This window comes from Pseudomonas sp. MWU12-2345 (genome assembly GCF_023242385.1).
Lineage (GTDB): Bacteria > Pseudomonadota > Gammaproteobacteria > Pseudomonadales > Pseudomonadaceae > Aquipseudomonas > Aquipseudomonas gingeri_D.
Genome location: NZ_JALLJA010000005.1, coordinates 239,495 through 260,812, shown reverse-complemented (window position 1 = coordinate 260,812; position 21,318 = coordinate 239,495). Strand labels below are relative to the sequence as shown.

The following is a 21,318-nucleotide window of genomic DNA, read 5'->3' as shown; positions in this document are numbered from 1 at the left end:
CGCGCAAACTTGGTGCCGGCAGCCGCCGGCGGGAAAACTCAAGAAGCCAGCGGCAATACTTGCCAAAGCCCGTTCTGCTGAATCAATTGCCGGTCGCAGTCCGCTTCGCGGGCGGCGGCCGATGGTTGTCCGGGCAAGGCCTGGACCACACGCTGACCCTCGCCGCGCAACTGGCAGACCAACTGCCAGAGTGCCGCATCCGTGCTGTCAGGCATCCAGATACCGCCAGACGGTAGCTCGATTTCGGCACGCCCCAGGGTCACCAGGGTTTTCAAATCGGTGGAAAAGCCTGTCGCCGGACGTGCACGGCCGAAGTCCGCGCCGATATCGTCGTAGCGACCGCCCTGGGCGATGGCCTGGCCGACACCCGGAACGAACACCGCGAACACCACACCGGTGTGGTAGTGGTAACCGCGCAACTCGCCCAGGTCGAAATACAACGGCAATTGCGGGAAGCGCGTGGACAGCCGCTCGGCAATCGCCAGCAGGTCATCCAGCGCCGCCGCGACCTGCGCCGGGGCACCCGCCAGGCGCTCACGGGCCGCCACCAGCACTTCGCGGCCGCCACACAGATCCACCAGCGCCCGCAGCATCGCGGCCAGATCGGCCGGCAAACCTTCGGTCAGTTGGATCACTTCATCGATCGCCTTGCGTTGCAGGGCATCGAACAACTGTTGTTCCACTTCACCGGACAAACCGGCGGCGCGAGCCAGACCACGGTAGATACCGACGTGACCGAGGTCCATGTGTACATCCGGCACATCGGCCAGTTGCAGCATCGCCAGCATCAGGCTGATGACTTCGACGTCGCTGCTCGGGCTGGCATCGCCGTACAACTCGGCGCCCAACTGGATCGGGCTGCGCGAGGACGACAGGGCCCGCGGCTGTGCATGCAGCACACTGCCGGCGTAGCACAGGCGGCTCGGGCCTTCGCGACGCAGGGTGTGGGCGTCGATACGCGCCACCTGCGGCGTGATGTCCGCGCGAAACCCCATCTGCCGACCCGACTGCGGGTCGATCACCTTGAAGGTGCGCAGGTCCAGGTCCTGGCCGGCGCCGGTCAACAAGGATTCCAGATACTCGATATGCGGGGTGACAACGAACTCATAGCCCCAGCTCTGGAACAGGTCCAACACCTGACGCCGCGCCACTTCGATGCGCGCCGCTTCAGGCGGCAGTACTTCTTCGATGCCATCTGGCAGAAGCCAGCGATCTACCGTTGCCATTAACGCCTTTCCCCTATGATCTGGGCAGCAAGCCCACAGGCGAGCCTTGAGTGAAGCAGAAAATGGTTAACACGCGCGCAAGAACGACGCGACGAACAGCCTGAAATCGGCTTCGCCTACCACTTTCCTCGAAAAACCTGTCGGGTCGATCAACCCGCCGTCCGCCAATCAAACATACAGACGCAAAAAAGCCGGGAATTTCCCGGCTGCCGCATCATACACCCGTTTTCCGAAAGGATCACCCCGCCCGGCATTTTAGCTGCCGGGCGGAGGGGGGACACGATACGTCTTGGATCAGGGCTTGGCTTTTTCCAGATAACGGAAAAAGTCGCTGCTCGGGTCCAGCACCAGCACGTCGCTCTTGTCCGCAAAGCTTTCACGGTAGGCGCGCAGGCTACGGTAGAACGCGTAGAACTCCTGGTCCTGGCCGTAGGCCTTGGAATAGATTGCGGCGGCCTGGGCATCACCATCACCGCGGGCTTCTTCCGACTGGCGATAGGCTTCGGCCAACAATACACGGCGCTGGCGATCGGCGTCGGCACGAATGCCTTCGGCCAGTTCGTTACCCTTGGCGCGGTGCTCACGAGCCTCGCGCTCACGCTCGGTGCTCATGCGTTCGAAGACGCTGCGGTTGACTTCCTTCGGCAGGTCGATGGCCTTGACCCGGACGTCGACCACTTCGATACCCAACTCCTTGGCGGCCATGGCGTTCAGCGAGGCGGTGATGTCAGCCATCAGCGCATCACGTTCACCGGAGACCACTTCGTGCAGGGTGCGTTTACCGAACTGGTCACGCAGGCCCGACTCCAGACGCCGGGACAGACGCTCGTCGGCGATCTGCTTCAGACCGGAAGTCGCGGTATAGAAACGCTCGGCGTCCTTGACCCGCCACTTGGCGTAGGCATCGACCATCACGGCTTTCTTTTCCAGGGTCAGGAAGCGCTGCGTCGGAGCATCCAGGGTCATCAGGCGGGCGTCGAACTTGCGCACCTGGTTGACGTAGGGCAGCTTCACATGCAGGCCTGGCTGGACATCGGCCTCGACCACACGGCCGAATTGCAGCAGGACGGCCCGCTCGGTCTGCAACACAATGTAGAAGCAGTTCCAGGCAGCCACTGCCACGATGACCCCGAGGACCAGGGCGATCAGTGATTTATTGCTCATCAGCGGCTCTCCCGGGTGCGAGTGGGTTGCGGCTCGGTGATGTGCGGCGTGACATCAGTGTTGCCACTGGCCATCGACCCCACCACCTTGGCCGGCGTACCGGCGCCGGAACCGCTCTGGATCATCTTGTCCAGCGGCAGGTAAAGCAGGTTGCTCTGGCCGTTCTTGTTACCGGTCACGAGCACCTTGCTGGTGTTGCTGAAGACTTCCTGCATGGTGTCCAGGTAGAGGCGTTCACGGGTGACTTCCGGCGCCTTGCGGTACTCGGCCACCAGCTTGGTGAAGCGGTCGGCCTCACCCTTGGCGCGGGACACCACTTCGTCGCGATAACCGTTGGCATCCTCGAGGATACGCTGGGCCTGGCCACGGGCTTCCGGGACCACGCCATTGGCATAACCTTCGGCCTGGTTGCGCGAACGCTGTTCGTCTTCGCGAGCGCGGATCACGTCGTCGAAGGCTTCCTGGACTTCACGGGGCGCGGCGGCGCTCTGGACGTTCACCTGGGTCACGGTGATACCGGTACGGTAGGTGTCGAGGAAGCGTTGCAGACGCTCCTTGATCTCGCCGGCCATCTGCACGCGCCCTTCGGTCAGCACCTGGTCCATCGCGGTGGAACCCACCACGTGGCGCAGGGCACTGTCGGTGGCCTGTTGCAGACTGATTTCCGGCTGGTCGACGTTCAACACGAAGTCCTGCAGGTTGCTGATCTTGTACTGCACGGTCAGCGGCACTTCGACGATGTTCTCGTCTTCGGTCAGCATCTGGCCCTGCTTGGTGTACGCCCGCTCACGGGTGACGTTCTCCAGGAACTTCTTGTCGATCGGCGGGAAATAGATGTTCAGGCCCGGCCCTACGGTTTCGTAGTACTTGCCGAAGCGCAGCACGACAGCCTGCTCCTGCTCATCGACGACATAGACCGCGCTGTACAGCCACATGGCCGCGAGCACGACGAGGCCAATGCCCAGCAGGCCGAAACCGCCGCCCTTGCCACCGCCCGAACCGCCATCGTCACCGCGTTTCTTACCGCCACCGAACAACCCGTTCAGGCTCTCCTGCAGCTTGCGGAAGGCTTCGTCGAGATCCGGCGGCCCCTTGCGGTCGCCGTTGTTACGGCGCTTGCCACCCCAAGGATCCTGATTGTTCGAGTTGCCACCCGGCTCATTCCAAGCCATAGCGCTCTCCATCTGATAAAGCAAAGACGCGCCCGCGGCGCGCCGACCAATGCTACAGAATGCCTGTCAACGCGGCACAACCGCTTTCCCAGGCTTTTATTGCAAAGTGTGTTGTTCGATGAATTCCGGCGCCTTCATCCCTTCGCGCGAGACCACTCGATTGAGCTCGGCCCTGGGCAAACGGACGGACAGCAGACAACTGCCTTCTTCGTCGTGTTCTTCCTTCTGCACCGCGCCCATCTCGAAGAACTGTGCACGCAGTCGAGCAAAACGCTGCGGCAAGCGCAAGGTGCCGACGAACAAATCGTTGCCCAGCAACTCGGCAATCGCCTGTTCGAGCAGCTCCAGCCCCTGCCCGTCCCGGGCGCTGAGCCAGACACGCTGTGGCTTGCCGTCTTCATCGCGCTGGATCTGCGGCTCGACGCCCTCGAGCAGATCAAGCTTGTTGTAGACCTCGAGGATCGGCAAGTCCTGGGCCCCGATCTCGCCGAGTACCACCATGACCTGCTCGATCTGCAGCATCCGGTCCGGTTCCGCGGCGTCGATCACGTGCAGCAACAGGTCGGAGTTGCTCGACTCTTCGAGCGTAGCCCGGAAAGCCTCGACCAGCTTGTGCGGCAAGTGGCGGATAAACCCCACGGTGTCGGCCAGCACGATCGGCCCGAGGTCGTCGAGTTCGAGACGGCGCAGGGTCGGGTCGAGGGTGGCGAACAGCTGGTCCGCCGCATACACGTCGGATTCGGTGACCGCATTGAACAGCGTCGACTTGCCGGCGTTGGTATAGCCCACCAGCGACACCGTCGGGATATCGGCCCGCTTGCGCCCGCGGCGAGACTGCTCGCGCTGGCTGCGGACCTTTTCCAGGCGCCCCTTGATCTGCCGCAGGCGTACCCGCAGCAAGCGCCGGTCGGTTTCCAGCTGGGTTTCACCCGGACCGCGCAGGCCGATACCGCCTTTCTGCCGCTCAAGGTGAGTCCAGCCGCGGACCAACCGCGTGCTCATGTGCTCAAGCTGGGCCAGTTCGACCTGGAGCTTGCCTTCATGGGTGCGGGCGCGCTGGGCGAAAATATCGAGAATCAGGCCCGTGCGATCCAGCACGCGACACTCGAAGACACGTTCGAGGTTACGTTCCTGGCTGGGCGTGAGGATGTGATTGAAAATCACGATATCGACCTGCTCGGCCTTGACCAGGTCGCGAAGCTCCTCGACCTTGCCAGTGCCAATCAGATACTTGGCGGTTGGCCGATGACGCGGCACGTTGAAGAACGCGACGGTCTCGGCACCTGCCGATACTGCCAACTCCTGAAACTCCTGCGGATCTTCGCGCGCCTCAGGGTCCTGACCTTCCAAGTGAACGAGAATGGTCCGTTCACCACCACCGTGGCGCTCAAAGAACAAAGGAGACTCCTATCAGGCGTTACCTGGCTCAGCGTCACCCTGTTCGGTTTCGGTTGCGCTAGGCAGACGAATTGGACGAACCGGCACCACTGTCGAGATGGCGTGCTTGTAGACCATCTGGCTGACGGTGTTCTTCAGCAGGATCACGAACTGGTCGAAGGATTCGATCGTGCCTTGCAGTTTGATACCGTTGACCAGATAGATGGAAACCCCGACCTTCTCTTTACGCAAGGTATTCAAGTAAGGGTCTTGTAGCGAATGCCCTTTTGACATGTGCCGCACTCCTTTAAGGATCAATAATAAAAAATGGGTAAATGGATGGCTTGTACCGCCTTTCCCCCAAGGATAGACGGCAATTGCAAGGACTCAGCCCAATATGGAGATCGTCCCAAGGTATTTCAAGGCGCGTGGCAGATTGTCGCAGTCCAGGCTGTCGAGCCAGTGCAGATCCGTCCAGCTGCGCAACCAGGTGAACTGGCGCTTTGCCAACTGGCGCGTGGCAATGATGCCGCGCTCCTGCATTTCGGCTGACGTCAGCTTGCCCTCCAGATGCTCCCAGACTTGCCTGTAGCCCACAGCACGTATGGACGGCAACCCGACATGCAGGTCACTTCTCCTACGCAGAGCTACGACCTCGTCTACGAACCCCTGTTCCAGCATTTGTGTGAATCTTTGTGCAATTCGGTCGTGCAGAACCTGGCGATTCGCCGGGGCGATAGCCAGGTTGGCAACAGTATAGGGCAATTGCGGCCGTCCCGAAGCGGCTGCGTCAGTACTTTGCGCAGATTGTCGCTGGCGGTGGGCGGTCATGCTCGATCCGCTGACCCGATAGACTTCCAGCGCCCGACTCAGGCGCTGGGGGTCATTGGGGTGGATGCGCGCCGCCGAGACCGGGTCGATGACCGCCAACTGGTCGTGCAGGGCCTGCCAGCCCAAACGTGCGGCTTCTTCCTCGATTTCGGCACGGATCTGCGGATCGGCCGCCGGCATCTCCGCCAGGCCCTCCAGCAACGCCTTGTAATAGAGCATGGTGCCGCCCACCAGCAGCGGAATCTTGCCGCGCGCGGTGATCTCGGCCATCGCCGCCAGGGCGTCGCTGCGAAACTCCGCCGCCGAATAACTCTGTGCCGGGTCGAGAATATCGATCAGACGGTGGGGAAACTCCGCCAGCAGTGCTTTCGAGGGCTTGGCCGTGCCGATATCCATGTCCCGGTAGACCAGGGCCGAATCGACGCTGATCAGCTCGCACGGCAGCACCTTGGTCAGCTCGATGGCCAGGTCGGTCTTGCCCGCCGCCGTCGGACCCATCAGGAAAATGGCCGGCGGTAGTGCCTTGGAAGCCATCATCAGCGACCGCGCAAGAACAGTTTGTCCAGATCATCCAGCCCGAGCTGGGTCCAGGTGGGCCGACCGTGGTTGCACTGGCCGCTGCGCTCGGTGTTTTCCATATCCCGCAGCAAACCGTTCATTTCCGCCAGGGCCAGGCGCCGGTTGGCGCGAATCGCGCCGTGGCAGGCCATGGTTCCGAGCAATTCGTTCAGGTGCGCCTGGATCCGGTCGCTGGTGCCGTATTCCATCAGGTCGGCCAGTACGTCCTGGACCAGGCGATTGGCCTCGGCCTGCTTGAGCAGGGCCGGGATCTGCCGGATCGCCAGGGTTTCCGGGCCCAGGCGCTGCAATTCGAAGCCCAGGCGCTGGAACCAGCCGACATGTTCTTCGGCGCAATCGGCTTCGCGCTGGCTGACCGCCAGGGATTCGGGCACCAGCAACGGCTGGCCGCTCAGGCCTTCGCTGGCCATGGCGATCTTCAGGCGTTCGTACATGATCCGCTCATGGGCGGCGTGCATATCCACCAGCACCAGGCCCTGGGCGTTTTCGCTGAGGATATAGATGCCCTTGAGCTGCGCCAGCGCATAACCCAGGGGCGGCACATCGCCCTGGCTGTCGGGCAGGGTCGGCGATGCCAGCGCATCCGGCAGCGGCGCGAAAAACTCGCGATAGACGCCCTGGGCCTCGGCGGCGGGCGGCATCTGGGTCGATTGCGGGCGGTACTGATACTGATAACCGGCCCCCGAGCCCGATCCGGCCGCCGGCGCAAAGGCGGACGCAGGCTGCGACTGGGGTTGCTCCAGCAGATTGGCCGCCAGGCGCATTTCACCCTGGGGACCGAACTCGCCGGCCTCGATCCCTGTCGGCCGGACCATGCCGGCCACCGCAGCAGGCGCGGCCAGGTGATCTTCCGGGCGCACGTCGCCCAGGGCGCGGTGCAGGGTGCCGTAGAGGAAATCGTGGACCATGCGCCCGTCACGGAACCGCACTTCGTGTTTGGTCGGGTGCACGTTGACGTCGACCACCGCCGGATCGACCTCGAAAAACAGCACGAAGGTCGGGTGCCGGCCATTGAACAGCACGTCGCGATAGGCCTGGCGCACCGCATGGGCCACCAGCTTGTCGCGCACCGCGCGGCCATTCACATAGAAATACTGCAAGTCCGCCTGGCTGCGGGAGAAGGTCGGCAAGCCGACCCAGCCCCACAGGTGCAGGCCGTTGCGTTCCACTTCGATGGGCAGGGCCTGTTCGAGGAACCCCGCACCGCAGACCGCCGCCACGCGCCGGGCACGGGCCGCATCGTCATGGGCCTCGTGCAGACTGAGAATGCTTTTGCCGTTATGGCGCAGGTGAAAGGCCACGTCGAAACGGGCCAGGGCCAGGCGCTTGATAACTTCCTGCAGGTGATCGAACTCGGTCTTCTCGGCCTTGAGGAACTTGCGCCGCGCCGGGGTGTTGAAAAACAGGTCGCGGACTTCCACCGAGGTGCCCACCGGATGGGCCGCAGGTTGCACCCGGGCGTCCATGTCGCGACCTTCGGTTTCCACCTGCCAGGCTTGGTCGGCGTCACGGGTGCGGGAAGTCAGGGTCAGCCGGGCGACGGAACTGATGGAGGCCAGGGCCTCGCCACGGAAACCGAGGCTCATCACCCGTTCCAGGTCTTCCAGGTCGCGAATCTTGCTGGTGGCGTGGCGCGCAAGGGCCAACGGCAGGTCGTCGGCGGAGATACCGCTGCCATCGTCGCGCACCCGCAGCAGCTTGACCCCGGCCTGCTCGACATCCACATCGATGCGCCTGGCGCCGGAGTCCAGGCTGTTTTCCAACAGTTCCTTGATCACCGAGGCCGGGCGCTCGACCACCTCACCGGCGGCGATCTGGTTCGCCAGTCGCGGGCTGAGCAGTTCGATGCGCGAGTTGCTGTTCAAGGCTTCACTCATTGTTTGGCCGCCAGTTCCGCACCCGGAATCGTCAGGTTCTGCCCGACCTTCAGCTCGTCGCTGGTCAGGTTGTTGGCACTGCGCAGGGTCGACGCCGAGACCTGGTAGCGCACGGCGAGCATGGCCAGGGTCTCGCCCGGTGCCACGCGATGGTCACGCGGGCCCTCGGCGATCTTGCCGGAATCCCGCAGCCAGGCGATATAGGTGCCCGGTGGCGGGTTCTGCTGGAAGAACTGGCGGATGCCGGCACTGATGGAGCGCGCCAGGGCCTGCTGGTGATTCGAAGAGGCCAGCTTGGACGCCTCGTTGGAGTTGGAGATAAACCCGGTCTCCACCAGGATCGACGGAATATCCGGCGACTTCAGCACCATGAACCCGGCCTGCTCGACGCGCTGCTTGTGCAGCGGCGTAACCCGGCCGATGTTGCTCAGGACCTTCTGTCCGACGTTCAGGCTGGAGGTCAGCGAAGCGGTCATCGACAGGTCGAGCAACACGCCGGCGAGCATCTTGTCCTTGTCGTCGAGGCTGACGTTACCGGCCCCACCGATCAGGTCGGAGCGGTTTTCACTGTCCGCCAGCCAACGGGCAGTCTCGGAAGTAGCGCCGCGATCGGACAAAGCGAACACCGAGGCACCGAAGGCCGCGGCCGAAGGGGCGGCGTCCGCGTGAATCGAGACGAACAGATCGGCGCCTTTCTTGCGGGCGATCTCGGTACGGCCGCGCAGCGGGATAAAGTAGTCGCCGGTACGGGTCAGCTCGGCGCGGTAGCCCTTCATACCGCCAACCTGGCGTTGCAGTTCGCGGGCGATGGCCAGCACCACGTCTTTCTCGTGCTGGCCACGGGAGCCGGAGGCACCCGGGTCTTCGCCACCGTGGCCGGCGTCGATCACCACGATGATGTCACGCTTGCCCGCTGGCGCCGGTGGCAGCTTGATCGCCGGTTCCGTTGGCGTCACCGGGACCGCTGGCACGGTTGCCACCGTCGGGGCCGGTGCCGCGGGTGGCGCGGCATCGGCGGGGTTGTCGAACAGGTCGACCACCAGGCGGTTGCCATACTGCGCGTTCGGCGCCAGGACGAAGCTCTTCGGGGTGACCGCCTTTTTCAGGTCAACCACCACCCGCAGGTCGGTCGGTGTGCGCTGGGCCGCCCGTACGCTGTTGATCGGGGTGTTGGCGGTCGGCACATTCAACGGGCCACCCAGGGTCGCGCCATTGATATCGATCACCAGCCGATCCGGAGAAGTCAGGGTGAACACACTGTGCTGGACCGGGCCGGAGAGGTCGAACACCAGACGCGTGTTGTCCGGGGCCCGCCACAGGCGAACACTCTTGACCTGTGTCGCCGCAACGGCGTCAACGGCCAGTGCCGCCAGCAACAATCCCACGACAGCAACCAACGCGCGAATGCGCATACCAAACCCCATCATTTATTTGATTTCCAATGCCAGTTCGGCACACCAGGAGTCGCCTCGGGCGCCCTGGGACAACAGATACAGCGAACGACCGCCATTATGCGGGCTAATGGTAATGGTCAGGTCGGGCTTTGGCAAAAAGCCCTCGCCCCGCTGTGGCCACTCCACCAGGCACAGGGCCGCGCCGTCGAAATAATCACGAATCCCCATGTATTCCAACTCTTCCGGGTCGACCAGGCGATACAGATCGAAATGGAAGGCGCGGATATCACCGATTTCGTACGGTTCAACCAGGGTAAAAGTCGGACTTTTCACCGCGCCGGCATGGCCGAGGCCGCGAATGATGCCCCGGGACAAGGTGGTCTTGCCGGCGCCGAGATCGCCTTCGAGGAAAATCACCCCGATGCCACGGGTGACTTCGGCGATTTTCCGGCCGAAGGCGACCATGGCCTCTTCATCCGGCAGTTGAAGGGTTAGTTCAGACACGGTGATTGCTCCTCCAGCAACTGTCGAATGACCGGGATCAGATCGCTGGCTGCCAGTCCTCGGCCGTTTTTACCCGACTGCTCGCCGGCACTGGCGTGTAGCCATACCGCCAGGCAGGTGGCGTCGTAAGCCGGCAAGCCCTGGGCGCGCAGGGCGCCGAGCAAACCGGAGAGGACATCGCCCAGCCCGGCGGTGGCCATGGCCGGATGGCCGCGCTCGCAGATCGACAAGCGCCCGTCCGGCGCGGCAATCAGGCTGCCCGCCCCCTTGAGCACGCAGACCGCCTGGTACTGCCGGGCCAGCCGGAGGGCGGCGGCGGGACGATCCGCCTGTACAGCGGCCGTGGAAATCCCCAGCAAGCGTGCCGCTTCGCCTGGATGAGGGGTGATCACGCTGTCCGCCGGCAAGGTAAAGCTGCCCGTGGCCAGCAGGTTCAGGGCGTCGGCATCCCAGACTTGCGGCAACCCGGCATTGGCCGCCAGTGACAATAGGCTGCGACTCCACGCGGATTGACCGAGCCCCGGGCCGACCACCAGCACGCCGGCCTGGGCCAGCACCATCATCAGTTGATTGGCCGACTCGATGCCCAGCGCCATCACCTCCGGCAGCCGAGCCAGGGAGGCCGCCACATGTTCCGGACGTGTCGCCAGGGATACCAGCCCGGCACCACCGCGCAAGGCCATTTCAGCCGCGAGCAGAATGGCGCCGCCAAAACCCCGGTCGCCGCCGATCAACAGCACATGGCCGAACTGCCCTTTGTGGGCGTCCAGTTCTCGTGCGGGAAGGCTCGGCAGGGTGGCGAGGGTCAATGACTGAATATCGGAAAAAGGCGGTTTGGTCTGCGGCATGCGTCGTCGAGCTCTGATGTCTGGCAGAATTATACGCACCAAAGCCTAGGTTTCTCCTGTCTCATGCCTGTAAATAGCGTCGACCTCCCCGCCCTCGCCCAATCCATCAAGGAATGGGGCCGTGAACTGGGCTTTCAGCAAGTCGGCATCGCCGGTCTGGAGCTGGGCGAGCATGAGCGGCACCTGCAACGCTGGCTCGATGCCGGCTATCACGGCGACATGGATTACATGGGCGCCCACGGCAGCAAACGCTCACACCCCGACGAGCTGGTGCCCGGCACGTTGCGAGTGGTGTCGTTGCGCATGGACTACCTCCCGGGCGACACGCAGATGGCCCAGCGCCTGGGCCAACCGGAAAAAGCCTATGTCTCGCGCTATGCCCTGGGCCGTGACTATCACAAATTGATCCGCAAGCGCCTGCAACAGCTCGCCGAGCGTATCCAGCAGGTTATCGGCCCCTTTGGCTACCGCGCCTTCGTCGACAGCGCCCCGGTGCTGGAAAAGGCCATTGCCGAACAGGCCGGGCTCGGCTGGATCGGCAAGAACACCCTGGTGCTCAATCGCAAGGCCGGCAGCTACTTCTTTCTCGGCGAGCTGTTCGTCGACCTGCCGCTGCCGGTGGACGCCCCCCACGCCACGGAGCATTGCGGGCGCTGTACGGCGTGCATGGATATCTGTCCGACGGCGGCGTTTGTCGGGCCCTATGTGCTGGACGCACGGCGCTGTATCTCGTACCTGACCATCGAGCTGAAAACCGCGATCCCGGAAGAGTTGCGGCCGCTGATCGGCAACCGGGTGTTCGGCTGCGACGATTGCCAGATGGTCTGCCCGTGGAACCGTTTTGCCCGACCCTCCGATGAGGGCGACTTCAAGCCCCGACACAGCCTGGACAATGCCGGGCTGGCCGAGCTGTTCCTGTGGGACGAAGAGACCTTTCTGAAAAACACCGAGGGCTCGCCGCTACGGCGGGCGGGTTATGAGCGCTGGTTGCGCAATCTGGCGGTCGGGCTGGGGAATGCGCCCTCGACGATCCCCGTGCTTGAAGCCCTCAATACCCGCCGGGACCATCCGTCGGAACTGGTCCAGGAGCATGTGCAGTGGGCGCTGCGCCAACATGCCGAGCGCAGTGCCCTGGGTCCAGTCCCGCTCTGACCTGGAGATTCAAACAGAAACCGCAAAACCGCTGACCGACGCCTGTATCTCAATCTCGCAACGACGAACCTCCCGCCTTAGCAGCAGCAGCGAACGTCCCGTCGAGTTTCTCAGCGTGATCCGTGAGCCCTCCCCCACCACCGCCATCACCGGGTGGGTTTCTCCGCTCTTGAAGCGGATATAGGACGGCAGTTGGACGGTACGTACCACCTGCTCCAGCGCGCAGGCGCCGTGGTCAGCGGCATTCACCAGATCAAGCTTGAACGCACTCTTGTCCTTGAACTTGGCGACCTCCAGCGAAGAGCGGGACAAGTCCAACTCCGCTACGGTCTCGCGGGCATCGTCCTGGCCGGACAGGTCCAGGCTCACTTGAGGCAACCGCTGGAACTCCCCGTCGGGCACGATCAACTCCGTTTGGCTGCCAAAGTTCGAGTCAAAGTCTTTTGAGGTCAGTACGCTCTTTTTGAACTGCAGGGTGTAGGCGGTCTCGGGGTGCAGCCTGACCTGGTATTTGTTGAGGGCCTGCTCCTGCGGTGACTCTCCCGCTGCCCAGCCGAACGGATTGGCCTCCAGCAGCAGATGAGGCGTGGCACCGAACAGCAGGATCGTCGGTGTCGGACCGAAATCCAGTACCTCCAGCCGTGTGCTCGGCGTGGAAGGCATCGTCACCATCAGCTTGCGCTCTCGCCCCCGGCGAGCCTCCTGGCGGCGCAGGTACCAGCCCTTATGGACCTGTTCGGTCTTTTCCTTGTCCTTGGCATCCGCCCAGAACGTCAAGTCATCCGAGGTCAACCCCGACGGCGACAACGTATAACCCCTGGGCTGCTGGCGAACGCTGGTGTCCTGGCTGACCGCACCAATATCCTTGAGCGGGTTGGTCTGATCGTGATCGTCCGCGTCATTGATCATCGGCGTCAGAAGAAGATCAATGCCCTCTTCCCGCAAGCCGGTGAACAATCGATCCGCCGCCTGACGCATCTGCTGCTGGGTCAGGATCCCCGGCAGCGTTGAGGCGCCGAACAGGTTGCTGAAGAACAACCCCACTTTTTCGTCCCAGCGATAGTTCTCCAACTGGGAAAGACTGACGATGGCATTCAAAAGGATGTTCACCACCGCCAGGGCCATCCCCACCAGGATCAGCGCCACCCCCACCCCGGGCACACCCAGCAAGATAAATCCCGCCAGGCTCACCCCAAACGAGGCGCCATCGATCACCGTCATGGTGATATAGAGCGCCTGCTCCTCGGCGGTTTTCGCCAAGCGGGCACCCTCGACGTTGCGGTACAGACTGACCGCCGTGAACAGCACATCCAGGGGCAGCAACACCTTGTTCATCTTGAAGAACAGATGATCAAGCCTCGGCTGCCAGAGCGCTCGCGAAGCGCTGGAGGCCAGGCGCAGGGCCAGCACCGGCCCGATATCCGTGGTGAAATCAAAAACACCCTTGACCACCGCCAATGAATCGCTGGTAGTAAACAGTCCCGATTTGAGCGAAGAAAAATCGAGGTGGAAGGGCTGGGTACGGAAGTCCACAAAGACCCCGAAGGCCCCGAGCAATCGGCTGGAACCGGCGGTCACGCGGGCGGTGGTCTTCAGGACGGCGGGGGACAGCTGCTTTTTCTCGATGGCGGTCTTGGCACGACCGAGGTTTTCCTGGGTCTCTTGCAGGTGTCTCAAGGACGTCGAATCCTGCAGCAACGCCTTCTTTCGTTTCAGACTGTTTTCCAGCTGATCGATGGCGGGAAGAATCTTGGTTTCCTCGCCTGATTCGAGCAGCGCTCTCAGGTCTCGCGTCGACACGCCAAATTGCTCGCTGCCCAAAAGACTGAGATAGAGTGGTGCACCAATCACTATTGCCCTCATGGTCAAAGCGTTAAAGTGCTGCTGAACCTTAGTGAAGATAGAGTCCGGCACACTACTTTCAGGGGACATGTGAATCCTGTCCACCTCAATCCCTGTCATCTCCCTGTACTCTTGCTTGGTAACGACAAAGAGAATCTGCGCCAACTGCTGACTGTAGTAGGACGTCGTTGCATAATTATCAGGTTGCACACCATACAACGGGGAATAGTGCGCACTGTAGAACGGGAAATCCTGAAACTCCCGATAGGCAATACCTAAATGCTCACGAAAGCCCTTGAGTATCAACTGCCGTTTGTAATGATATCCAGGATCGAACGGATCAATCAGAATCTTGATTCTGTTTTCTGCTCTCAAATCCTCCAAGGCCCTCTTGTACTGTTGACTATTGACCTTCGCATCGGCATCAATGGTTCCATCCGGTTTGCGAGAGAGATAGCGATTTTTTATTTCCGCATAATACTCGTGCAACTGGCGCATGGTTTCAAATGTGTTGACCCGTAAAAACGCTTCCGCGCCCTTGGGCCTGATGGAAACCATCTCATAAGCCAAGTGTTCCATGCGGGCAATATGCCGCGCCTCTGCCAAAGGCCCAAGCAGCAACGACGGCATTTCACCAATCGCAACTGTCTCAGCCCTTCTCCTCTTTCGTTCCTCTTCCAGATCGCGCTCATAAACACTATAACCAGACGCTTTTTCCTGCTTGGCCTGGTCAAACTCAGCCTCTGATACAACACCGCCTTGAAAAGCCTCCTTGACCAGACCGGCGACGGAAAACACATGGGTTTCCTGCAAGAAGCGCTGAACCGCGGGCGCAGCAAAATCCCAAGCGCCAGTCTTCGATATAAAATCAATAAACTCGGTCGATTGCATCTCCTTCATGATTCTTAGCACGACACCAGGAAGAGGAGCCATTCTATCCTTTATATCCGTCGCATTGAACGGCACCAGGCCTGAGCTTGCGGACGCCACCAAAGAAGCGTGAGGACTGCAAATAACGGTTATATTCGGGATCCAGCGTCTTTCTACACCGTCCCCGCCCCGTACATTAAAGCGCCCCGCCTCCAGGCAGCGCTCGACAAAAAGCGCCGCGACATACTCCGCCATGGCCTTGGGGAAATTACACGCGGCAAAATTAAGATACCTGATTTCCTTGAACCTGGCAGGTTCCCTTCCAAATACGCTCGTAACATTACTGTATATCCAGCCGGCTACTCTCTCAGCACTGGAGACGCCGGCCAAACCAAAAATATCCGCATGACCGACGATGTTGATGATGCCGTCAAACGGAGCACCTGCCGCCCGTGGGCTGATGTAATCAATCGATAGGACATTAATCGGACTGGGTCGGCCGCGACCGAAGAACGTATCGATATCATGTGATCGCGCCTGATGGTAGCTGCTGATGCTGTGGACGCCCAAGTCCTGATCAAGCCCAATCAACCGATCCAGATTTTCCTTTCTGAAACGTACAAACTCCTTATCCAGATTGCCGATATATCGATGAGCGTCCTCTGGATCCATGGGGATTGCCGCACTGGGGTTCAAGACATCGACAATGGTGGGAAAAGCGATTGCACTGATCTGCCATTCGCTGCCATAGATCCGTCGAAATACCTCTTTAAACGAAATGGAGAACTTGATTAAATCATCGGGATCTTTCAACGCACCTCTATTTTTGTAGGAAAAATAAAAATCGATCAGCGTCAACGGATGTTGATTTTCATAGGTTATAAGTGATTGATACAGCAGGGTACTGGCAATATCCTCACCAATCAGCAGATTGAGCGACGTGCCCACAGCACGTTTCACACGCACACCCGGTCGGGAGGGGCTCACCGGTAAGTTGACACCCTGAAACACCCGCCATTTTTTTTGGACGACACCCAGATAATAGAGTGAGATCAACCCCTTCAAAAAGCTCAACTCTTCCCGCTTTTCAGTCAGGTGATTGCCCTCGGCCTTGGCCATTGCGATGAAATCCTTGAGCAAGGCCAAATGGACCCGCGCGTGCGCAACGCCCTCTCTTGCGGTCAACAAATCCGACTCAAGCTCCGAATAAGTCGCTCTCAGCGATTCATTCATCTCCCGCCAAAGCACAAAGGACTGAATATCCCGGGTAAAATCAAAGCTCCACTGATGTCGAAAACAGGGATAGATCACTCGCTGCTCCCCGCTCCCCTGGGTATAGATTTCGCCCAGGGTGTAAGTCTTCCCGAACAGCGTTGCCCTGATCGTTGTATCCTCCAAATAAAGACTTGGAAAAACAACCGCGTAGCGCTTCAAGACCTTCAGGATGGACTCAAGATAGGCCAGCTTTTCCTTGTCCAGCCCAGCGCCTGATATCTCATATTGATTCAGGCTGTAGTCAAACGATAACTTTTGCATACACCCACCTAAACCTTCAAAGATTTCTTATATTGTTCGACCAGAGGATTGAGCGAACCGGAAAAGCTTAAGTGGGCCAATGTTTTCACGTTATAGTCCTTGTCGACCTTATCCCCGACCGTCAGCACCCCCTCACGGCGCCACAATGCACTACGCCAAAAACTCAAATCCTTGATCGAGATCATCGGGCCGCCTCCCCCTGTACTTCCCAGGCCGAGCGTCAGCATGACTTCATTGATGGTTTGATTGTCTTGAGGCTTGGTTTGATCGGCGGTGGGGGCAATCGCATACGTCAAAGAAGCGTCCAGCCCGCGGGAAAGATCGCTGTCAGTACGGGCAGCGCATACATTGAAGGCCTTTCGATCATCACTCAGAGAAAGCAGCAGGAAACACGGGAAATCCTTCAAGTCTATCGCCCCACGGTCGTTACCCTGGTCGTCATGGAAAACCATTTTCTCTTCATGACTCAGTTCCCCAGTCACTGAGTCGACCTTCATTCGCCTTAGCATTTGCACAGTGAATACGATGCTGTTCTGTGGTACGGAGGTCTTGCAGGTGAGAACGCCAATATCGGCTCGACGGGTGTAAAGGGCCTTTTTATCTTCGTTCAGTTTGGCCTGAAGCTGACTCATGGTTGCCTTCAGTTGCCCCGTCACCTCAAAATTCGACACCCGCAGCTGTTCCATAAAGAGCGGAAGCCTGCTCGCCAATGCGCCGATCTTGATCATTTCCGCAAGGGTTCGATCTTTATAGTGAGCACCGGGAACAAAGGTCGCGGCCGGATCAAAACGCTCCACGTCCTCCACAATTTTCTTAAAGTTCAACCCGTATTGCCGCTTTGAAAAGACCGGCTCCTTGCGACTCCACGTATCAATCAACGAGCCGACCGTCGTGATCTCAAACAACCTCGGCTCCTTCAACAACACATTCAACATAAAACTGCCCGAGGCCCCTTGGCCTGCCGAAGGCGTTAAAGAAAGGGAGACTTTATTTTTAAATGCATCAAAGCACAGCCCCTGAGTCGTTTCGATATCGAAATGGGTATTTTCCACGGCGTAAAACAGCTCGTCATTGAGTGTGCCCCATCTGTTTTTCTGAAACGGATAATAGGCAGACAAGCGTTCCAGAGGTAATTGCCGATATCCAAAGCACTTCAATACCTGATCTTTTTCTTCCAGATAATCCCTGAAATTTTCCACCCCCTCTGGCTGGGCGTTGCCCACCCAGGCCGCCACTCTCTCCAGGCGCAAGGAGTGCTGACCATTTTTAATGGCCACGGGAATGGTATTGAACTGAAACTCACTAAAACCAGAGAAAAAATCATTAAATGCGTCACCGAAATCACTCAGAATATAGGGCGCTTCCGCGTTTTTTTTAGTGTTCCATACCTTGACGGTCGAGAGCCCCTCCCTGGTTTCCAGTTTGATGACACAGGGATCCTGATGGGAGAACATCAGCGGTTCGACTTTTCCCGAGACCACGCGGGTGGCAACTTTCACCGCGCTTTTATTACGCCGACTCGCCGCTGAAACCTTGCCCTCCTTATCTTCCTCCCAGACCCTGAGCATCAGATACAACTGATCGTTCAGGCAGACCAATGTAAAACTCCGGCCTAGCCGATAAGAAAGCACCCGTTCCTCAGCAGCCCCTGGCCGTTGTTCAATAACATAATGATCTTCTTTCTCTTCACCCATCCAGATATTCGGTTTGGCGACAAGACTGGCGGAATCGGCATCATGTGCCTGCCAGACCGCGTGAACAGCGGTAAATTTGAACGTGAAGGCATAGTCCTTTTCTCCATAAAAAGGGCACGCTACCTTATAACGGTCTTCGTTCATCTCCAATAACTTGACTTGCGCAGACATCAGGGCTTCTCCTTATTCCTTTTCGACCACGTCATACCGGTTGATCTGATCCTTCAGATACGCCTTGGAGTGCTTATCCTCAGCCACCCTATCGGCCAATTGAGTAAAGCCTTGTTGAAGAGCCGGCTCCGGTAGAGCCGACTGGAACCGATAAGCCTCCTCTCGATGACTCCACTCCGACTGTTTCAAGAATTCAATCAACTGATCGGCGCTGAACATCCCCTCCTCAAGCAGCAGGCTGAGTCGTTTTTGCGCGGAGCGTTGCCACGCCAGAATGCCTTTCAAGCAAATCGTCAGCAGGTGCTCGTCCGTTTCCAAAAAAAAGAACAGGTCATCCTCTTTTATTTGCGCCGCTCTGAAACTGACAGCGGGGGCTGAAATAAAGTTGACCGCCTCTTTCTTTGTAGACAGGAAGAGCACCTTGTCCCCGCCCAATACGTCGGAAATTTCAATGGTATTTCTATAACCGTTGGCAATCACATTGTCGGTTCCACCCTGGTTGAGGTAGAAAAAGTTCTCGGGTAAATTTCCGACCAGCAGGGTTTCATGCCGACCGCCATGCAGATAGGCCACGTCACCCCGCGCGATCAAAATATCCTGACCGTCTTCGCTGGGATAAAGGGGCGTATTGGCCTGCCCCAGAATGCTGTTGCGCAACACGTACTCTGTCTTGCCACTCCACTGACGCAGAACGGTTTTCTCACCCAGCGTTTCACGACTGAGGTCAACGTGTCGCCGCCAATGGACCTTTCCGTCGTTTTGCGACACTTCCAGGCTGTACCGGCGTCCCCTTATCTCGATTTCCAGAAACTCGCCGATCGGCTCCTTCAAGAAATTGACCAGCGTCAACGAGCCTTCCTTGAGCGACGTCTGGCGCCCCCCCAACCTGGCCAGAAGCACGGAATCCTGAGTCGCGGCCAGCTCCTTTTCAGGATCGACCAGCACGGCCCACTCTAAAACGATACTCCCCCAACGCTCATCCTCCGGCCCCGGGACCTGCATCGTGATGTGCTCCAGTTCGACCCCCATCAGCTTCAGACGAGAAGGCGCCATGCCCTTGCGAAGGTCTTCCTCCGCGGCGAAATCAAAGGTGGTGTGGGAGTCCCACATCAGATAAATCGTATTCGATGAGCCGCGACCTTGAACCTTGCTGCGCCCCTGCCCCACATACAGGATGTTGGAAAAGAGCGGATCCAGTTCATATTCATGGTTGCCTTTCAGGCAGGGAATGTAGGTATACGGATTGAATTTCCCTTCGACGGTCAGAAAATACGGTGCGTCATAAGTGCCCCCTTCAAACTCCCTTTCCGCGCGGTATGTGTAAGGTGAAGGGGTTGCCGAAAGGGCACTCTTTTTCATCCAGATACAGAGCACCAGTATTTCCACACCCTGCCACCAGGCGGGTGTTTCTTCGAGGCTGGCCTTTTTCAGCCAGGCGCTACTGAATAGCTTTCTTCCGCTTTTCGAATAGCCATGAACAGAGACATTCTTCGCCACCGCTTCGGGAAAGCCCCCGCGCATGAACACATCTTTCGCCATTCTTTCAAAAGAGAAAGGAATCTCCGTATAGGCCAAAACATGTTGTTCAAGAAACGCTTCCAGCTTGGAATCCTCGACCACGGGATCTATATCCAGGTCCTCATGGGGGAGATCCGCCCCTTGGGCAATCGCTGAAAATGTCAGCGCGCGATCAAAGTAAAAGTCAATTTCGGAGAAAAACACCTGATCCATTGCCGCCAAGGGAAAGAGAGGCGTCAGAAGGATTCGATAATAACAAACCGAGGTATTTTCTTTTAAAGGGTCCTTGATATCCAACTGAAAAAAGTAGGGATCGCCCTGCCTGTCCAAATTGAACAATCGCGTCGCGTCAGCGTCTTCGATGACTTTTCTAAAGTGACCACGACCTACATAGGGTTCCTCGCTCAACGGCTGATAATGTGCGTCGAGCATCTCATAGGAAAAATTGACGTTTTCCGGTGGCGCCTGTTCAAAATACGCCAATCCCTTCATGCGTAAAAAAGATTTCTGATCAAGATAAGTAACCGATGCGAGCGACGCCATATCAATCAGCAGCCCATGCTCTATTTTCTTGACCGCCGTCGAAAGTTCAAGGTGGTGCACACTGTTATAGGACACTTCACTTCCCGAATCATAAAAGACCCTGAACCGAGGAACGGCGATATTCAAATACTTGAACAGGTCCTGGCCATTCAATAGACATTTCATCTCCAAAAAGTCGAGGCTATGGGTCTTGTTGATGGCCTTCATATCGATAAGCTGATGGCTTGACGCGCGAGCCATGATCAGCAGGAAATCTTTTTTTTCGTCCTCCAAAGAGCTGACTCGAGCGCCCCCACGCGTCGTAATACGGTAGGAAAACTGCAGGGAGCTCAAATGGAAGGCTGACATCGGAACACTCGGAAGAATAACGAAACCTTTTGCTTTGGCTTTCTTTATCTCCTCAAAACTCAGATACCCTGTTGTCGGGATCGTCGGCTGCCCGTCATGCCGGGTCAGCTTGATTTCGTAATTGACCAGGGTGTCGCCTGGGTATCGATCGAGATCCGCCTCCTTCTCTGCATTGAATACCAGCGCTGTCGAGTCATAGGGCCGACTGGCGGCGCTCCCCAACATCACCGGCTGGTTATTCCCGGGAATGGGAAGTTCCGGCAAATCCATTTCCAGAACATTATATAAACGATTTCCGTAATAGAGATCGGGATTCAAGGTAATGGTCTGGTTTTGCAGAATGAGCTTTAAATTATTCTCTATGTTCTTTCTTAGAATCAACTCATCATCTTTGACTTCGCTGACAAAAAAATTGCCCTCCAACGACACCTGCAGCTTGGCTTGATCACGATCCTCCACCTTGAACGATTGCCTGTTAACAGATGTCACCCGTGGGTCCAGCCGGGTGATGAGATCATAATATCTCAGCGAAGTATCCGTCAGAATCAACTCGACCTTTTCCAGCTTCGAGTCCGCCGCGGCGGCATGCCCGGTAATCTTTATTACTTTCCTGTCACTCATCACTTATATTCCCTTAAAGTGCTTAAACTTTATTGAACCGTCAGATTCGTA

The 21,318-nt window shown here is 58.7% G+C and carries 14 protein-coding genes; 1 reads left to right on the top strand and 13 read right to left on the bottom strand.

Annotation, left to right across the window (positions count from 1 at the left end):
• Nucleotides 1-38 precede the first annotated feature (38 nt).
• The 10 genes from M5C71_RS13280 to M5C71_RS13235 form a co-directional block, all read right to left on the bottom strand.
• Complete coding sequence (locus M5C71_RS13280) at nt 39-1,226, bottom strand: ATP phosphoribosyltransferase regulatory subunit (protein WP_103498402.1); 1,188 nt, start codon at nt 1,224-1,226, stop codon at nt 39-41.
• A gap of 294 nt (nt 1,227-1,520) precedes the next feature.
• A complete protein-coding gene (gene hflC / locus M5C71_RS13275; protein ID WP_103498403.1) occupies nt 1,521-2,390 on the bottom strand; it encodes a protease modulator HflC in 870 nt (289 codons plus the stop codon).
• Complete coding sequence (hflK, locus tag M5C71_RS13270) at nt 2,390-3,562, bottom strand: FtsH protease activity modulator HflK (protein WP_152737686.1); 1,173 nt, start codon at nt 3,560-3,562, stop codon at nt 2,390-2,392. The genes hflC and hflK overlap by 1 nt, the downstream gene beginning before the upstream one ends.
• A 96-nt stretch (nt 3,563-3,658) precedes the next feature.
• Nucleotides 3,659-4,960 carry a ribosome rescue GTPase HflX gene (gene hflX, locus M5C71_RS13265; protein ID WP_103498405.1) on the bottom strand — a complete coding sequence of 434 codons (1,302 nt, stop codon included), beginning with the start codon at nt 4,958-4,960 and terminating at the stop codon, nt 3,659-3,661.
• Between the two features lie 12 nt (nt 4,961-4,972).
• Complete coding sequence (hfq, locus tag M5C71_RS13260; protein WP_040063849.1) at nt 4,973-5,233, bottom strand: RNA chaperone Hfq; 261 nt, start codon at nt 5,231-5,233, stop codon at nt 4,973-4,975.
• A gap of 93 nt (nt 5,234-5,326) precedes the next feature.
• Nucleotides 5,327-6,307: a tRNA (adenosine(37)-N6)-dimethylallyltransferase MiaA gene (gene miaA / locus M5C71_RS13255; RefSeq protein WP_177098566.1), complete on the bottom strand. Its 981-nt coding sequence runs from the start codon at nt 6,305-6,307 to the stop codon at nt 5,327-5,329.
• Nucleotides 6,307-8,226: a DNA mismatch repair endonuclease MutL gene (mutL, locus tag M5C71_RS13250; RefSeq protein WP_248768008.1), complete on the bottom strand. Its 1,920-nt coding sequence runs from the start codon at nt 8,224-8,226 to the stop codon at nt 6,307-6,309. The genes miaA and mutL overlap by 1 nt, the downstream gene beginning before the upstream one ends.
• A complete protein-coding gene (locus M5C71_RS13245) occupies nt 8,223-9,650 on the bottom strand; it encodes an N-acetylmuramoyl-L-alanine amidase (RefSeq protein ID WP_248768066.1) in 1,428 nt (475 codons plus the stop codon). The genes mutL and M5C71_RS13245 overlap by 4 nt, the downstream gene beginning before the upstream one ends.
• A 3-nt stretch (nt 9,651-9,653) precedes the next feature.
• On the bottom strand, nt 9,654-10,124 hold the full coding sequence (tsaE, locus tag M5C71_RS13240; RefSeq protein ID WP_248768007.1) for a tRNA (adenosine(37)-N6)-threonylcarbamoyltransferase complex ATPase subunit type 1 TsaE: 471 nt from the start codon (nt 10,122-10,124) through the stop codon (nt 9,654-9,656).
• Nucleotides 10,112-10,972, bottom strand: coding sequence for an NAD(P)H-hydrate dehydratase (locus M5C71_RS13235; RefSeq protein WP_248768006.1), 861 nt, complete (start codon nt 10,970-10,972; stop codon nt 10,112-10,114). The genes tsaE and M5C71_RS13235 overlap by 13 nt, the downstream gene beginning before the upstream one ends.
• Before the next feature lie 63 nt (nt 10,973-11,035).
• On the opposite strand from M5C71_RS13235, the gene queG reads away from it, so the two are divergent.
• Nucleotides 11,036-12,124: a tRNA epoxyqueuosine(34) reductase QueG gene (gene queG / locus M5C71_RS13230; RefSeq protein ID WP_248768005.1), complete on the top strand. Its 1,089-nt coding sequence runs from the start codon at nt 11,036-11,038 to the stop codon at nt 12,122-12,124.
• A 9-nt stretch (nt 12,125-12,133) separates the two neighbouring features.
• Here the strand turns inward: queG and M5C71_RS13225 are convergent, their stop codons facing one another.
• The 3 genes from M5C71_RS13225 to M5C71_RS13215 are packed head-to-tail and all read right to left on the bottom strand — an operon-like array spanning nt 12,134 to nt 21,267.
• On the bottom strand, nt 12,134-16,372 hold the full coding sequence (locus M5C71_RS13225) for a hypothetical protein (RefSeq protein ID WP_248768004.1): 4,239 nt from the start codon (nt 16,370-16,372) through the stop codon (nt 12,134-12,136).
• Nucleotides 16,373-16,380: 8 nt separating this feature from the next.
• Complete coding sequence (locus tag M5C71_RS13220) at nt 16,381-18,237, bottom strand: hypothetical protein (protein WP_248768003.1); 1,857 nt, start codon at nt 18,235-18,237, stop codon at nt 16,381-16,383.
• Nucleotides 18,238-18,249: 12 nt separating this feature from the next.
• Nucleotides 18,250-21,267 carry a hypothetical protein gene (locus tag M5C71_RS13215; protein WP_248768002.1) on the bottom strand — a complete coding sequence of 1,006 codons (3,018 nt, stop codon included), beginning with the start codon at nt 21,265-21,267 and terminating at the stop codon, nt 18,250-18,252.
• Nucleotides 21,268-21,318: the final 51 nt, after the last annotated feature.

Excerpts from the sequence above, each read along its gene's own strand:
- M5C71_RS13280 (WP_103498402.1), bottom strand. The coding sequence starts at position 1,226 with ATGGCAACGGTAGATCGCTGGCTTCTGCCAGATGGCATCGAAGAAGTA.
- hflC (WP_103498403.1), bottom strand. The coding sequence starts at position 2,390 with ATGAGCAATAAATCACTGATCGCCCTGGTCCTCGGGGTCATCGTGGCA.
- hflK (WP_152737686.1), bottom strand. The coding sequence starts at position 3,562 with ATGGCTTGGAATGAGCCGGGTGGCAACTCGAACAATCAGGATCCTTGG.
- hfq (WP_040063849.1), bottom strand. The coding sequence starts at position 5,233 with ATGTCAAAAGGGCATTCGCTACAAGACCCTTACTTGAATACCTTGCGT.
- miaA (WP_177098566.1), bottom strand. The coding sequence starts at position 6,307 with ATGATGGCTTCCAAGGCACTACCGCCGGCCATTTTCCTGATGGGTCCG.
- mutL (WP_248768008.1), bottom strand. The coding sequence starts at position 8,226 with ATGAGTGAAGCCTTGAACAGCAACTCGCGCATCGAACTGCTCAGCCCG.
- M5C71_RS13245 (WP_248768066.1), bottom strand. The coding sequence starts at position 9,650 with ATGGGGTTTGGTATGCGCATTCGCGCGTTGGTTGCTGTCGTGGGATTG.
- M5C71_RS13235 (WP_248768006.1), bottom strand. The coding sequence starts at position 10,972 with ATGCCGCAGACCAAACCGCCTTTTTCCGATATTCAGTCATTGACCCTC.
- queG (WP_248768005.1), top strand. The coding sequence starts at position 11,036 with ATGCCTGTAAATAGCGTCGACCTCCCCGCCCTCGCCCAATCCATCAAG.
- M5C71_RS13225 (WP_248768004.1), bottom strand. The coding sequence starts at position 16,372 with ATGCAAAAGTTATCGTTTGACTACAGCCTGAATCAATATGAGATATCA.
- M5C71_RS13220 (WP_248768003.1), bottom strand. The coding sequence starts at position 18,237 with ATGTCTGCGCAAGTCAAGTTATTGGAGATGAACGAAGACCGTTATAAG.
- M5C71_RS13215 (WP_248768002.1), bottom strand. The coding sequence starts at position 21,267 with ATGAGTGACAGGAAAGTAATAAAGATTACCGGGCATGCCGCCGCGGCG.